Raw genomic sequence first — 12809 nt, 5'->3', positions numbered from 1 at the left:
CGCGTAGGTGAGCGACCCGCCTGTTGTTGTTGTGAAGCCTAGGTGACGCGCACCTGGTCCTGTTGTTTCCCGGCCTCCAGCGCAGCCTCGTTCGAGCGCTGGAGCAACCGCACGAAGTCCGCGATGGCCAGAGTCTCACCGCGCCGCGACGGATCGATGCTCGCGGCCAGCAGCCGCTCCGCCGACTCGTTGCCCGAACCCGCCCAGTCTGCGAAGGCGTTACGCGACGTCTTGCGACGCTGCGCGAACCCGATGTCGATGAGGTTGAAAACCTCGTCACGGAACGCTGCGTCGGTGGGCCATGGCGAGGTCTCGTACCGGTCGATACGTACGAGGCCCGAGTACACCCGCGGAATGGGCCAGAACACCGTCGGTGACACCATGCCGTGGCGGCGTACGTTGCCGTAGAACCGCACCTTGGCGCTGGGCACCCCGTAGTCCTTGCCACCGGGCTCGGCGGCCAACCGTTCGGCCACCTCGGCCTGCACCATGACCATCACGGTCCGGATGGTCGGGAACTCGGCCAGCAGGTGCAGCAGTGCGGGCACCGCCACGTTGTACGGCAGGTTCGCGACCAACGCGGTCGGCTGATCGGTGAGATCACCCGGCATGAGGGTCAGGATGTCGCGGTTGAGCACAGAGAGCCGGTTGATCTCACTGTGCGAGTGGTCGGCGATGGTGGTCGGCAGTTGCCGCGCCAACAGTGGATCGATCTCCACTGCGGTGACCTGCGCACCACGGTCCAGAAGGGCCAGCGTCAGCGAGCCGAGGCCTGGTCCGACCTCAAGCACGTGGTCGGTGCGATGGATCCCTGAAGCCGACACGATACGGCGGACAGTGTTCGCGTCGTGCACGAAGTTCTGTCCGAATGATTTGCGTGGCCGAAAGTCGATCTCTTTGGCCAGGCGTCTTATCTCGGTCCGCCCGAGCAGTCGAATAGTCAGCGCGCCCCAATCCTCCCGCTACACACTGGCCAAGCTCCCCATCCTTGCCGTGCCTGCGTCACCGTAGCAATCGCAATCTGCTCTTCCCTGGTCGCCAAATCGGCTCTCGCAGCATACCGCAAACCGCCCTGCCGCTCCCAAGTGTTTTGATCGAATTGCACGCCGCCGTAAAAACCGTTACCTGTGTTGATCGCCCAGTTACCTCCGGCTTCGCAGGAGGCCAGGGCGTCCCAGGTACTTCCATTCGCAACGGGTGGAACTTCGGTTCCCGGCTTGGCTCCGACGCGGACCACGCCATCGCGGGCCGGTGTGATAACGACATTGGCTACTGGCAGCCTGCCGGTTTCCACGCCGTTCACCTTCGCCACCGCGAAAGTCACGTCCTGAGTTCCCGGGGCGCCCGGGTCCTCGACGACCTGACGGCTCATGTTCATCGAGGGGTCTTCGATGCGCTTGTTGTCCGGCTGCAACGGCATCCGCTCGGTGACCTTCTCGATGCGCATGCGGGTCACCTGGACGTGCATGCCCTCGGTCACCGGTGACGACGCCGCCGGGACGACAGTGTCGTTCTGCTGCAGCGGCGCACCTGCGGCTTCCAGCAGGCCGGCCACGTTCGCGGCCGCCAGGTGCACGGTCGACACCGCGCCACCGTCGTCGATCTGGACCGTCTTGGCGCTCACCACGGGAAGTGCCATCCCGCCCAGCGGAACACGGGTGCCGCGGGACGCCGCGGCAGGCGCGGTGTCGGTCATCTGCAGCTGGGCCAGCGCCTCGTCGACGGTCGACGCCGTGGTCCACACCTGCTGGCTGGTCTGGCCGTCGAGCGAGACCTGCAGCGGGCGGCTGCGGTGCAGCACGATGTTGCCCGCGTCCTGCACCGGCTGGTTGGCCGCCGGGTAGAGGTCGTCGCGGTCCCCGACGTCGAAACCGTTCTCCTTGACGACGTCGATCACTCTGGACTTCATGGTGGTCACGGTCATCGCCGTACCGTCGACGTTCAGCGTCACCGTCTTGTGCGCCGAGACGGCGAACCCGCCGGCCGCTGTCAGCGTGACCAGGGCGGCGCCGACGACACCGCGGAGCAGCGGCGAGCGCGATTCATGAAGTTTTGTCAGAGCATTCATACGTAGTTCGTCTCTCCCCCGTATTGACGGCATGGTTCACCGACTGCACGTCGAGCGGTTGATCACAAGACGGTAACGAAAAGGCCTATATACGGCAACTCTCGTCCAGCCCGTACACCCGGGTCGCAGTGGTTGCCGTCTCAGCCGCCAAGTCCTGCTCGGGCCGGTCAAGCAGCTTTGCCAATGCCCGGACAGTGTATGGCAGACAATAGGGCTCATTCGGCGCGCCGCGATACGGATGCGGAGTCAGAAACGGCGCGTCGGTCTCGACCAGCATCTGCCCCTGCGGAATCAGCCGAGCTGCTTCTTGCAGGTCAACAGCGTTTTTGAAGCTGACCGTGCCGGACAGGCTCAAAATCCAGCCGGCGTCGATGCACTTGCGCGCCATCTCTGGACCCGACGAAAAACAGTGAAAGATCACAGTTTCGGGTGCGCCCTCCGCGGCGAGCACGTCGAGAACATCGGCATCGGCGTCGCGGTTGTGGATCATCAGCGGCTTGCCGGTCCGTTTCGCCAGGTCGATGTGCCAGGCGAAGCCCTCACGTTGCTCCGCGGGCGTCGCGCAACCGTCAACCTTGCCGGGCCAGTACAGGTCCATCCCCGTCTCGCCGACCGCGACCACGCGCGGCTGCGACGCCAACCGCTCCAGCTCCGCTTTCGCCTGGTCGGTGAGCGCATTGGCGCGCGTGGGATGCAGGGCGACCGCCGCGTACACCCGGTCGTCGGCTTCCGCGGCACCCGCGGCCCAGTGCGCGGCGGCCAGGTCGTCTGCGATGGTGACGACCTTCTGCACGCCGACCGCTGCCGCACGGTCGAGAATCGCGTGTACGTCGTCGGCGGTCTCGGCACCGCACGAGTCGAGGTGGGTATGGGCATCCACAAGGGGCGCCAAGGGTTCCGGCGCGGGCGGCTTCTCCCTGCCTGAGCGTTTGGAACTCACAGCAACACCATAGAGTGATGCCCCGATGAGCAAGCCGCCGTACTACATCACCACCGCGATCGCCTACCCCAATGGCGCGCCTCACATCGGGCACGCGTATGAGTACATCGCCACAGACGCGATCGCCCGATTCAAGCGACTCGACGGTTTCGACGTGCGCTACCTGACCGGCACCGACGTGCACGGCCAGAAGATGGCCGAGACCGCCGCAGCCGAGGGTATCTCGGCCGCCGAACTGGCCAACCGCAACTCGGACGTGTTCCAGCGGCTGCAGGAGACGCTCAACATCTCCTTCGACCGGTTCATCCGCACGTCCGACGCCGATCACTACGAGGCCTCCAAGGCGATCTGGCGCGCGATGTTCGAGGCCGGAGACATCTACCTCGGCACCTACTCCGGCTGGTACTCGGTGCGCGACGAACGCTTCTTCGCCGAGGACGAGACGACAGAGGGTCCCGACGGCACCCGCACGGCGATCGAGACGGGCACCCCGGTCACGTGGACCGAGGAACAGACCTACTTCTTCCGGCTGTCGGCCTACACCGACCGACTGCTCGCGCACTACGAGGCGCACCCTGAGTTCATCGGGCCCGACGTGCGTCGCAACGAGATCGTCAGCTTCGTCTCCGGCGGGCTCAAGGATCTGTCGATCTCGCGCACCACGTTCGACTGGGGCGTTCCGGTGCCGGACCACCCGGACCACGTCATGTACGTCTGGGTGGACGCGCTGACCAACTATCTGACGGGCGTGGGATTTCCGGACGTGACGTCGGAGACCTTCGGCAAGTACTGGCCCGCCGATCTGCACATGATCGGCAAGGACATCATCCGGTTCCACACCGTGTACTGGCCCGCCTTCCTGATGTCTGCCGGAATCGCGCTCCCGGAACGGGTTTTCGCGCACGGGTTCATCAACGTCAAGGGCGAGAAGATGAGCAAATCGGTCGGCAACGTCGTCGACCCCATCGCGCTGGTCGACGCGTTCGGGCTCGACCAGGTGCGGTACTTCTTCTTGCGCGAGGTGTCCTTCGGCCAGGACGGCAGCTACAGCGAAGAGGCCATCATCGGCCGGATCAACGCCGACCTGGCCAACGAACTCGGCAACTTGGCACAGCGTTCGCTGTCGATGGTGAACAAGAACCTCGACGGTGTGGTGCCCGATCCGGGCGCATTCACCGAGGACGACACCGCCCTGCTGGCCGCGGCCGACGGGCTGCTGGACCGGGTGCGGGCACACTTCGCCGAACCTGCCATGCACCTTGCGCTGGAAGCGATCTGGTCGGTGCTCGGCGCGGCCAACCGATATTTCTCGGCACAGGAGCCGTGGGTGCTGCGCAAGTCCGCCGATCCAGGCGACCAGCAGCGCTTCCGCACAGTGCTCTACACCACGCTGGAGACCGTGCGCATCGCCGCGCTCCTGAGCCAGCCGGTGATGCCGGATTCGATGGGCAAGATGCTCGACCTGCTGGGGCAACCGGCCGACGAGCGAACCTTCGCTGCCATCAGCACTCGGCTCAAGCCGGGTGTCACACTGCCCGCGCCCGCGGCAGTGTTCCCGCGATACCAAATGGACTGAGTGATATGAGTGGATTACATCCCAGCCTGTGCGACATCTATGAGGAAGTAGCCCGCCGCAACGCCGGCGAAAAGGAATTCCACCAGGCCGTTTTCGAGGTGCTGACCAGCCTCGGACCAGTAGTCGACAAGCATCCCGAGTTCGCCGACAACGCGGTGATCCGGCGGTTGTGCGAGCCCGAGCGGCAGATCATCTTCCGGGTGCCGTGGCTCGACGACTCCGGCACGGTGCAGATCAACCGCGGCTTCCGGGTCGAATTCAACTCCGCGCTCGGACCGTTCAAGGGCGGGCTGCGGTTCCACCCGTCGGTGTACCTGGGCATCGTGAAGTTCCTGGGCTTCGAACAGATCTTCAAGAACTCGCTGACGGGCCTGCCCATCGGCGGCGGCAAGGGCGGTTCGGACTTCGATCCGAAGGGCCGCTCCGACGCCGAGGTCATGCGGTTCTGTCAGTCGTTCATGACCGAGCTCTACCGCCACATCGGCGAATACACCGACGTTCCCGCCGGTGACATCGGCGTCGGGATGCGCGAAATCGGTTATCTGTTCGGCCAATACAAGCGGATCACCAACCGCTACGAGTCCGGTGTGCTCACCGGCAAGGGCCTGACCTGGGGTGGTTCGCAGGTGCGCACCGAGGCCACCGGCTACGGCACGGTGTTCTTCGTCGACGAAATCCTGCGTGCGGCACAGGATTCCTTCGACGGTAAACGAGTCGTGGTGTCCGGTTCGGGCAACGTGGCGATCTACGCGATCGAGAAGGTGCACGCGCTGGGCGGCATCGTGGTGGCGTGCTCGGACTCCAGCGGTTACGTGCTCGACGAGAAGGGCATAGATGTCGACGTCCTCAAAGACGTCAAAGAGGTCCAGCGCGGGCGGATCAGCGACTACGTCGAAGCGCGCGCCGGCGCAGCACAATTCGTCGAGGGCCGCAGCATCTGGGAGGTGCCGTGCGATATCGCGCTGCCGTCCGCGACCCAGAACGAGGTCTCCGGAGCCGACGCCGAGCTGTTGATCAAGTCGGGCTGCCGCATCGTCGCCGAGGGCGCCAACATGCCGTGCACGCCCGAGGCGGTGAAGTCGTTCTCCGAAGCCGGCGTGATCTTCGCACCCGGCAAGGCCGCCAACGCGGGCGGCGTCGCCACCAGTGCGCTGGAGATGCAGCAGAACGCGTCGCGCGACTCGTGGACCTTCGAGGACACCGAGGCGCGGCTCGCCGAGATCATGGGCCGCATCCACGACAGCTGCCTCACGATCGCCGACGAATACGGCCAACCTGGCAACTACATGGCCGGCGCGAACATCGCCGGGTTCATCCGGGTCGCTGACGCCATGCTGGCGCTCGGATTGGTGTAACGAGTGATCTGAACCACATCGCGGACCAAGCTGTCACAAACCGGTCGCGCGCGGTGTCTTGAGGGCACAAGTCCTTTGAGAGGAGACACCATGACCGTCCAGAACATCCGCGTCGCAGTGATCGGCGGCGGCTACGCCGGAGTGCTGGCCGCCAACCGGTTGCAGGGCGCCGCGGGCGTCGACGTGACTCTGGTCAACCCGCGACCGCGGTTCGTCGAACGCATTCGCCTGCACCAGCTGGCGGTGGGCAACGACGACGCCACCGAGGCCTACGACACCTTGCTGGGCGACCGGGTGCGGCTGCTCGTCGACGGTGCCGAGCGCATCGATGCGGCAGCCCACCGGGTCTACCTCACCTCCGGCGGCACACTCGACTACGACTACCTGCTGTACGCCGTGGGCAGCACCGCAGGCGTGCCGGCCGCGGTGCCGGGTGCCGCCGAATTCGCTTATCCACTCAGCGAATTCGAGCAGGCCACCCGGCTGCACAACCGGCTACAGGATGTCGCGCTCGGTGCCCCGGTGGTCGTCGTCGGCGGCGGGCTGACCGGCATCGAGGCCGCCGCGGAGTTCGCCGAGGCCGGCCGCACCGTCACCCTGGTCACCGATGTCGTCGGCGCCTCACTGGGTGAGTCCGGCAGGCGTTCGGTGGTCAAAGCGCTGACCCGGCTGGGCGTGTCGATCATCGACGGGCCCGACATCCTGGTCGCCGCCGTCGAACCCGATGCGGTGGTCATGGCCGACGGCAACAGACTGCCCAGTGCCGTGACCGTGTGGACGACGGGCTTCGGAGTGCCGGGCCTGGCTGCCGCCAGCGGCCTGACGACGGATCAACTGGGCCGGCTGCGCACCGACGAGACCCTCACCAGCGTGGACGATCCGTGCATCGTCGCGGCAGGCGACGCCGCGTCGCCATCGGGCATCCCGCTGCGGATGAGCTGCCAGTCCGCCGGGCCGCTGGGCATCCAGGCCGCCAACACAGTGCTGGCGCGGATCAACGGCACCGAGCCGGCGGTGATCAATCAGGCATTCGCCGGGCAGTGCGTCAGCGTCGGGCGCAACCTGGGCACCGTGCAGTTCTGCCATTCCGACGACAGCCCGCGCAAGGTCTTCGTCGGCGGCCGCACCGGCGCGTACATCAAGGAGCGGGTGTGCCGAGCCACGCTGTGGGCCATCCGTCGCGAGGCCGCCAAACCGGGCTCGTACATCTGGTTCCACGGCGACAACCGGGCGCGCCAGCTCGCGGCGGCGCAGCAGGAGACGCTGGTCGGCGCGGCCGCGAGGAGCAAGAGCATCTCATGAGTACACCCAGCGCAGGCAACTCGACCGAGCACGCCGAACGGTTCACCCTGCTGAGACCGTTGCTGTTCACCATCGCCTACGAAATACTCGGCACAGCAACGGAATCCGATGATGTGCTGCAGGAGAGTTACCTGCGCTGGGCGGAGGTGGACCTGGCAGGCGTGACCGACACCAAGGCCTACCTGGCCCAGTTGGTCACGCGACAGGCGCTCAACGCGCTGCGTGCCCAATCCCGCAGGCGCGAAGACTATGTCGGCCCTTGGCTGCCCGAGCCGTTGCTATTGGAGACGCGCGACGGCGCGGCCGACGTGGTGCTGGCCGAGTCGGTGTCCATGGCCATGCTGGTGGTACTTGAGACGCTGAGCCCCGACGAGCGCGCGGTGTTTGTCCTGCGCGAGGTGTTCGGCTTCAGCCACGACGAAATCGCCTCCGCGGTAGACAAATCCGCGAGCGCGGTACGGCAGATGGCACACCGGGCCCGCGAGCACGTGCAATCGCGGCGCAAACGGTTCGACCCCGTGGATCCGCAACTCTCGACCGAGGTGACCCAGCGGTTCTTCACAGCGGCGGCGACCGGCGACGTGAACGTGCTGCTGGAATTGCTCGCGCCCGACGTGGTGTGGACGGCCGACAGCGACGGCAAGCGCAGCGCAGCACGGCGGCCGGTGTCCGGGGCACAGTCGGTGGCCAAGTTGGTGATGGGGCTGATGCGGTTCGTCGGGCAAGGCGGCCGCTTCGAGCCCACCACCTACAACAACGCCCCGGCGTACAAGCTGTACCTCGAAGACAGCTTCGAGGGTGTGGTCACCGTCGAGGTCGTCGATGGCAAGATCACCCACTTCTACGCCATGCGCAATCCGGACAAGCTGACCGGCGTCGACATCCCGCGGGTGATCAGCCGCTGAGTTCCCTGGGGCGACCGGCCACGGACTCACATTGTCGGCGCGGGAAACGCGCGATTTTTGCGTCTGCTCGTGCCAGGAAGCAAGCTTGGTGGCATGCGGATCGAGCGGCTGGGGCCGCTGGGAGAACCCCCGGCGGTGCTGCGCGCCGTCGCCGCCGCGGCCACGCGCGCCGGACTGCCCCGACCGGCGGCGTTGATCGGCGACTGGTTCGGTTCCCGCGCGGTGATCGCCCCGTCGCTCATGACGCAGCCGGTGGCAGCGGCCTCGGCGTTCCCGCTCACGACGGGCCATACCGCCGGGCCGGCGATCGGCGGCGGCTGGTTCGGCTACCTCGCCTATCCCGATCCCGGTGCCGACGGGTTGCCGCCACGCATCCCCGAGGCCGCGGGCGGCTGGTCCGACTGCGTACTACGGCAAGACTCCGACGGCCAGTGGTGGTACGAAAGCCTCACCGACACAGCGCTTCCCGCGTGGTTGGCCGATCTTCCCGCACCGCAGCCGAGCCCGTATGCCCTGCACTGGGTGCCACCTGATCGGGATGTGCACCGGCACGGCGTGCTGGCCTGCCTGGACGCGATCGCCGCAGGCGAGGTGTACCAGGCGTGTGTGTGCACGCGGTTCACCGGACGCCTCGACGGGGACCCGCTGGAGTTCTTCGCCGACGCGGCAGCCCGGACCGTGCCGTCGCGCGCCGCGTATCTGGCCGGCGCGTGGGGCGCGGTGGCGTCGCTGTCACCGGAGCTGTTCCTGCGCCGTCGCGGGACCGATGTCACGTCCAGCCCGATCAAGGGCACACTGCCCCGCTGCGCCGATCCCGCCGGACTGCTGGCGTCGGTCAAGGACGTCGCCGAGAACGTCATGATCGTCGACCTGGTCCGCAACGACCTGGGCCGGGTGGCCGCGACGGGCACCGTGACGGTGCCCGAACTGCTGGTCGTGCAACCCGCGCCCGGTGTGTGGCATCTGGTCTCGACGGTCGCGGCCGAGGTGCCCGTGGACGTATCGATGGATCAGCTGCTGCAGGCGACGTTCCCGCCGGCCTCGGTGACCGGCACACCCAAGACCCGAGCCCGTCAACTGCTACGGCAATGGGAACCGGCGCGTCGCGGAGTATATTGCGGCACAGTCGGTTTGGCCTCGCCGGTGGCGGGCTGTGAACTCAACGTGGCAATCCGGACCGTCGAGTTCGGCGCCGACGGCTCAGCGGTGCTCGGCGTCGGCGGCGGCATCACCGCGGACTCCGACCCGGACCGGGAATGGGAGGAGTGCCTGCACAAGGCGTCGAGCATCGTCGCCCTGTCCGGGCACCCGGCCGTCACCGCCGGATAGCCGCGCACACCCGCTCCCAGTTGCCGGAGGCGATCTTCTCCCGGTCGTCGGCGTCGAGCTCCTGCAGAAATTTCCTGCTGGCACCGTCGGGCACCGGCACATAGGGATAGTCGGTGGAGAACATGATCCGGTCAGCGCCGACGACGTCGAGCGCCCACTGCGCGTACCGCCTGCTGAACATGCCGCTGGGCGTGACGTACACGTTGGTCTTCATGTACTCCGACACCGGCCGCTGCAGCTTGGCGACGCCCGACATCCGGTCGATGCGCTCGAGGTAGAACGTGATCAGCTCGCCCCAGTGTCCCGCGATCACCTGCAGGCCCGGAAAACGGTCGAAGACGCCACCGAGGATGAGGCGCAGCAGTTGAACACCGGTTTCGTAGTGCCAGCCCAGGCCGTGCGTGGCGAAAGCCGCGTCCAACTCAGACCCGAAACCGTCGTAGTAGGCGCGGCGCACCTCGGGCAGCGGCGACTGCGGGTGGAGGTACAGCGGCGCGTTGAGGGCTTCGGCCGCCTCGAAGATGGCCCAGTTGTCCGGATGGTCGATATTTCGGTCCCTGGTCCGGCCGAACAGCATCGCGCCATGGAAGCCTAGTGCGCTGACCGCCCGGCGGAGTTCGTCCGCGGCCGCCGCGGGATCAGGGGTGGCCAGTGTTGCGAACCCCTGCAGCCGGTCGGGGCGTTCGGCCACCGCGGCAGCGAGGCGGTCGTTGCAGTCGACCTGCAGCCGCACGGCGTCGGCAGGGGCCAGGTTCTGCACCCCCGGCGCGGTGATGGACACCACTTGGACATCCAGTCCGGTGTCGTCCATGGCGGCCACCCGTTCGTCGCCGAGGTCGAGAAGGCGCTGCGCCCAGCGGCCGTGGGTCGGTACGGCCAGGTCCTGCCAGCGCGGGTCCAGCTTCTCCCACGCGTCGACGAGGTCGGCGGTGACGAAATGTTCTTCCAGTCCAACGGTTTTCATGTGTCCAATAGCTCCTCTACGAAGATGTCCTCACATGTCCAACGGTGCTGCGACAGTCCCTGTTCGGCATGCCACCGCAGGAACGCGTCGACGGCCCGGCGGTTGGCGGCCACACCGTATGGCCACCAGTCTGGCCCGAACAGGCGGAGGTTGTCGTCGTACAACTCACTCAGCCACGGTGTCATCACGTCGATGTGATTGAAGACCCTGCCCGTCCGGTATTGCTGGACGACAGCGTCTTTGGCGTCGCAGAACGCGCGGTACACCGATTGCGCGAGGCCGGGGTGCGCTGCGACGAGGTCACGCCGGATCACCACGGTGTGCATGATCGGGAAGATGCCGGTGCGCAGGTAGTAGTCACGCTCCACCGCGCGGTAGTCGTCGAACAACCGCGCGACGTTGGCCGACCCGTCGATCACGCACGCCGGTACGTCGGCCGAGATCAGTGCGTCGATCTCGCCGGCGTCGAGCATGTGCCCCAGAGCCTGGTCCGTACGCGTCACCGTGACGTTCCCGGGGTGAGGCTCTGCGACGAAGTCGAACGGTGCCATCGGCCAGTCGAATCCGCCGATGACCCAACGACATTGGTCAGGGCTGACACCGTATTCATCGGACAGCACACCCTTGGCGGTGACGCCTGCGTCGTGTCCGTACATCGCGAACTCCCCGACGGTCTTGCCCGCGAGATCGCCTGGGGTCTCGATGCCGGCGGCGCGGTTGACGAAGATCGCCGAATGGCGGAACTGCCGGGCCAGGAACACGGGCAGCGCGATGAACGGCGGATCGGGAAGATCGAGTGTGCGCAGGTAGAACGTCAGCCCCAGTTCGGCCACGCCGAATTCCCGATCACGCACCATGCGCTCGAAGATGTCCGACACGATCGCCGCGGTGTGGAATCTCGGCGCCACTCCGTCGATCGGCACGGCACCGTCGATCAATGGGCGAACGTGCTCGTAGTTGTGGAAGCCGATGTCGAGGTCGATAGCGTCCATCACCAAATAGTAAATGCATTTACTATTTGGGGCAATGGCCGGTTACGCTCTGCCTCGTGGCCAACGACACCGACGCGATCGAGGATCTGTTCGAGACCGCCTCACTCGGTGGTCCGGAGAAGGCCATCGGCTTCGTGCTGTGGCGGGTCCTGCACCGCTACATCCGGGATGCCGACCGTGCCCTGGCCGCCTTCAACCTCACCCATCTGCAATTCCAGACCCTGGCGCTGGCCGCATGGCTGGGCCGCACCGGTGAGCCGGTGACCCAGGTGCAACTGGCCCGGGCAGGAGACGTGGCGCCCATGCAGGTCTCGCACATGATGAAGGCGCTGGAGGACAAGGGCTGGATCGCCCGGCCGCGCAGCGCCTCCGATGTTCGAGCGAAGAACGTGGAGGTGACCGCTGACGGCGTGGCGGTGCTGCGGCGCGCGTTGCCGGTCATGGTGCAGCTGCAACGGGACATGTTCGGCGCCGACGGCGCTCCCGGCGGCAGCCTGCTCACCGCACTGCTGCGGCTCGAGTCCTGACGCTCAACCCCTGGCCCGCAGAACGGCGTCGTACAACTCACGCCGTGACGGGGCGCCCGGATGGGCGGCGATCACCTCGGCGCAGGCGTCCTTGACCCGGGCTCCGGCGTCGACCCGTTCCTCGACCTCAGCGATCAGAGTGGGCAGATCGGCCGTCGGCGTGGCACCGGCGAGCACCACGGTGATCTCCCCCAGCACCCCGTCGACGGCCCATTCGGCGAGTTCGGCCAGTGTGCCGCGCTTGATCTCCTCATGCGTTTTGGTCAGCTCCCGGCACACCACGACGCGTCGCTGCGGGCCGAGCACCTCGACGGCGTCACGCAGGGTGTCGGCCAGCCGGCGCGGAGATTCGAAGAAGACGCACGTGCGCAGCTCGGCGGCCAGGCTCTGCAGCCAGGTCACGCGGGCGGCCTGCTTGCGGGGCGCGAAGCCCTCGAAACAGAAGCGATCGGAGGCCAGGCCCGACACCGCGAGCGCGGTCGTCACAGCCGACGGGCCGGGAAGACAGCTGATCGGCACACCGGCCTCGACGCAGGCGGCCACCAATCGGTAGCCCGGATCGTTGATCAACGGCATCCCGGCGTCGCTGACCACCAGCACCGTCGCCCCCGCGATGATCTCCTCGACCAGTCCCGGTACCCGGCTCGCCTCGTTCTGATCGAAGAAGCTGAGCACGCGACCGGAAGGTGTGACGCCCAGCGCCTGCGCCAGCACACGGATCCGCCGCGTGTCCTCGGCAGCGACGATGTCCGCGTCCGCCAGCGCCGCGACCAGCCGCGCGGACGCGTCCGAGGGCTGGCCCAGCGGCGTCGCGCCGATCAGCAGTTTGCCGGGTGTCACGCCCGACAGCC

The 12809-nt window shown here is 67.0% G+C and carries 12 protein-coding genes; 6 read left to right on the top strand and 6 right to left on the bottom strand.

Annotated elements, in window-relative coordinates; all coding sequences use genetic code 11:
• Nucleotides 1-38: 38 nt before the first annotated feature.
• The 3 genes from rsmA to RMCB_RS14680 form a co-directional block, all read right to left on the bottom strand.
• Entirely contained in the window at nt 39-944 is a 906-nt protein-coding gene (gene rsmA / locus RMCB_RS14690) for a 16S rRNA (adenine(1518)-N(6)/adenine(1519)-N(6))-dimethyltransferase RsmA (protein ID WP_029370680.1), read from the bottom strand.
• A complete protein-coding gene (locus RMCB_RS14685) occupies nt 941-2068 on the bottom strand; it encodes a resuscitation-promoting factor (protein WP_062829327.1) in 1128 nt (375 codons plus the stop codon). Before RMCB_RS14685 ends, rsmA begins: the two co-directional genes overlap by 4 nt.
• A gap of 85 nt (nt 2069-2153) precedes the next feature.
• Complete coding sequence (locus RMCB_RS14680; RefSeq protein ID WP_029370678.1) at nt 2154-3008, bottom strand: TatD family hydrolase; 855 nt, start codon at nt 3006-3008, stop codon at nt 2154-2156.
• Between the two features lie 25 nt (nt 3009-3033).
• Between RMCB_RS14680 and metG the strand changes: the two genes are divergently transcribed.
• From metG to RMCB_RS14655, 5 genes are all read left to right on the top strand, one after another.
• On the top strand, nt 3034-4584 hold the full coding sequence (metG, locus tag RMCB_RS14675; RefSeq protein WP_029370677.1) for a methionine--tRNA ligase: 1551 nt from the start codon (nt 3034-3036) through the stop codon (nt 4582-4584).
• Nucleotides 4585-4589: 5 nt separating this feature from the next.
• A complete protein-coding gene (gene gdhA / locus RMCB_RS14670; protein ID WP_029370676.1) occupies nt 4590-5939 on the top strand; it encodes an NADP-specific glutamate dehydrogenase in 1350 nt (449 codons plus the stop codon).
• Between the two features lie 90 nt (nt 5940-6029).
• Nucleotides 6030-7241 carry an NAD(P)/FAD-dependent oxidoreductase gene (locus tag RMCB_RS14665; RefSeq protein WP_062829326.1) on the top strand — a complete coding sequence of 404 codons (1212 nt, stop codon included), beginning with the start codon at nt 6030-6032 and terminating at the stop codon, nt 7239-7241.
• The gene (locus RMCB_RS14660) at nt 7238-8146 is read left to right on the top strand and encodes an RNA polymerase sigma-70 factor (protein WP_062829325.1); all 909 of its coding nucleotides are present in this window, start codon (nt 7238-7240) and stop codon (nt 8144-8146) included. Before RMCB_RS14665 ends, RMCB_RS14660 begins: the two co-directional genes overlap by 4 nt.
• Nucleotides 8147-8239: 93 nt before the next feature.
• Nucleotides 8240-9475 (top strand): aminodeoxychorismate synthase component I, encoded by a 1236-nt coding sequence (locus RMCB_RS14655; RefSeq protein ID WP_062829324.1) that lies wholly within the window; start codon nt 8240-8242, stop codon nt 9473-9475.
• Here RMCB_RS14655 and RMCB_RS14650 read toward each other — a convergent pair.
• Both RMCB_RS14650 and RMCB_RS14645 read right to left on the bottom strand, forming a co-directional pair.
• Nucleotides 9462-10439, bottom strand: coding sequence for an amidohydrolase family protein (locus RMCB_RS14650; protein WP_062829323.1), 978 nt, complete (start codon nt 10437-10439; stop codon nt 9462-9464). The genes RMCB_RS14655 and RMCB_RS14650 overlap by 14 nt on opposite strands.
• Nucleotides 10436-11431 (bottom strand): substrate-binding domain-containing protein, encoded by a 996-nt coding sequence (locus RMCB_RS14645; RefSeq protein WP_062829322.1) that lies wholly within the window; start codon nt 11429-11431, stop codon nt 10436-10438. The genes RMCB_RS14650 and RMCB_RS14645 overlap by 4 nt, the downstream gene beginning before the upstream one ends.
• A gap of 56 nt (nt 11432-11487) precedes the next feature.
• On the opposite strand from RMCB_RS14645, the gene RMCB_RS14640 reads away from it, so the two are divergent.
• Nucleotides 11488-11958 (top strand): MarR family winged helix-turn-helix transcriptional regulator, encoded by a 471-nt coding sequence (locus RMCB_RS14640; RefSeq protein ID WP_201028295.1) that lies wholly within the window; start codon nt 11488-11490, stop codon nt 11956-11958.
• A 3-nt stretch (nt 11959-11961) separates the two neighbouring features.
• Here the strand turns inward: RMCB_RS14640 and rsmI are convergent, their stop codons facing one another.
• On the bottom strand, nt 11962-12798 hold the full coding sequence (gene rsmI, locus RMCB_RS14635; protein ID WP_062829321.1) for a 16S rRNA (cytidine(1402)-2'-O)-methyltransferase: 837 nt from the start codon (nt 12796-12798) through the stop codon (nt 11962-11964).
• Between the last annotated feature and the right edge of the window lie 11 nt (nt 12799-12809).

The organism is Mycolicibacterium brisbanense (assembly GCF_001570425.1).
Taxonomy (GTDB): Bacteria; Actinomycetota; Actinomycetes; order Mycobacteriales; family Mycobacteriaceae; genus Mycobacterium; species Mycobacterium brisbanense.
Note: the sequence above shows the minus strand (reverse complement) of the source record. Positions and strands in the feature narration are given on the sequence as shown.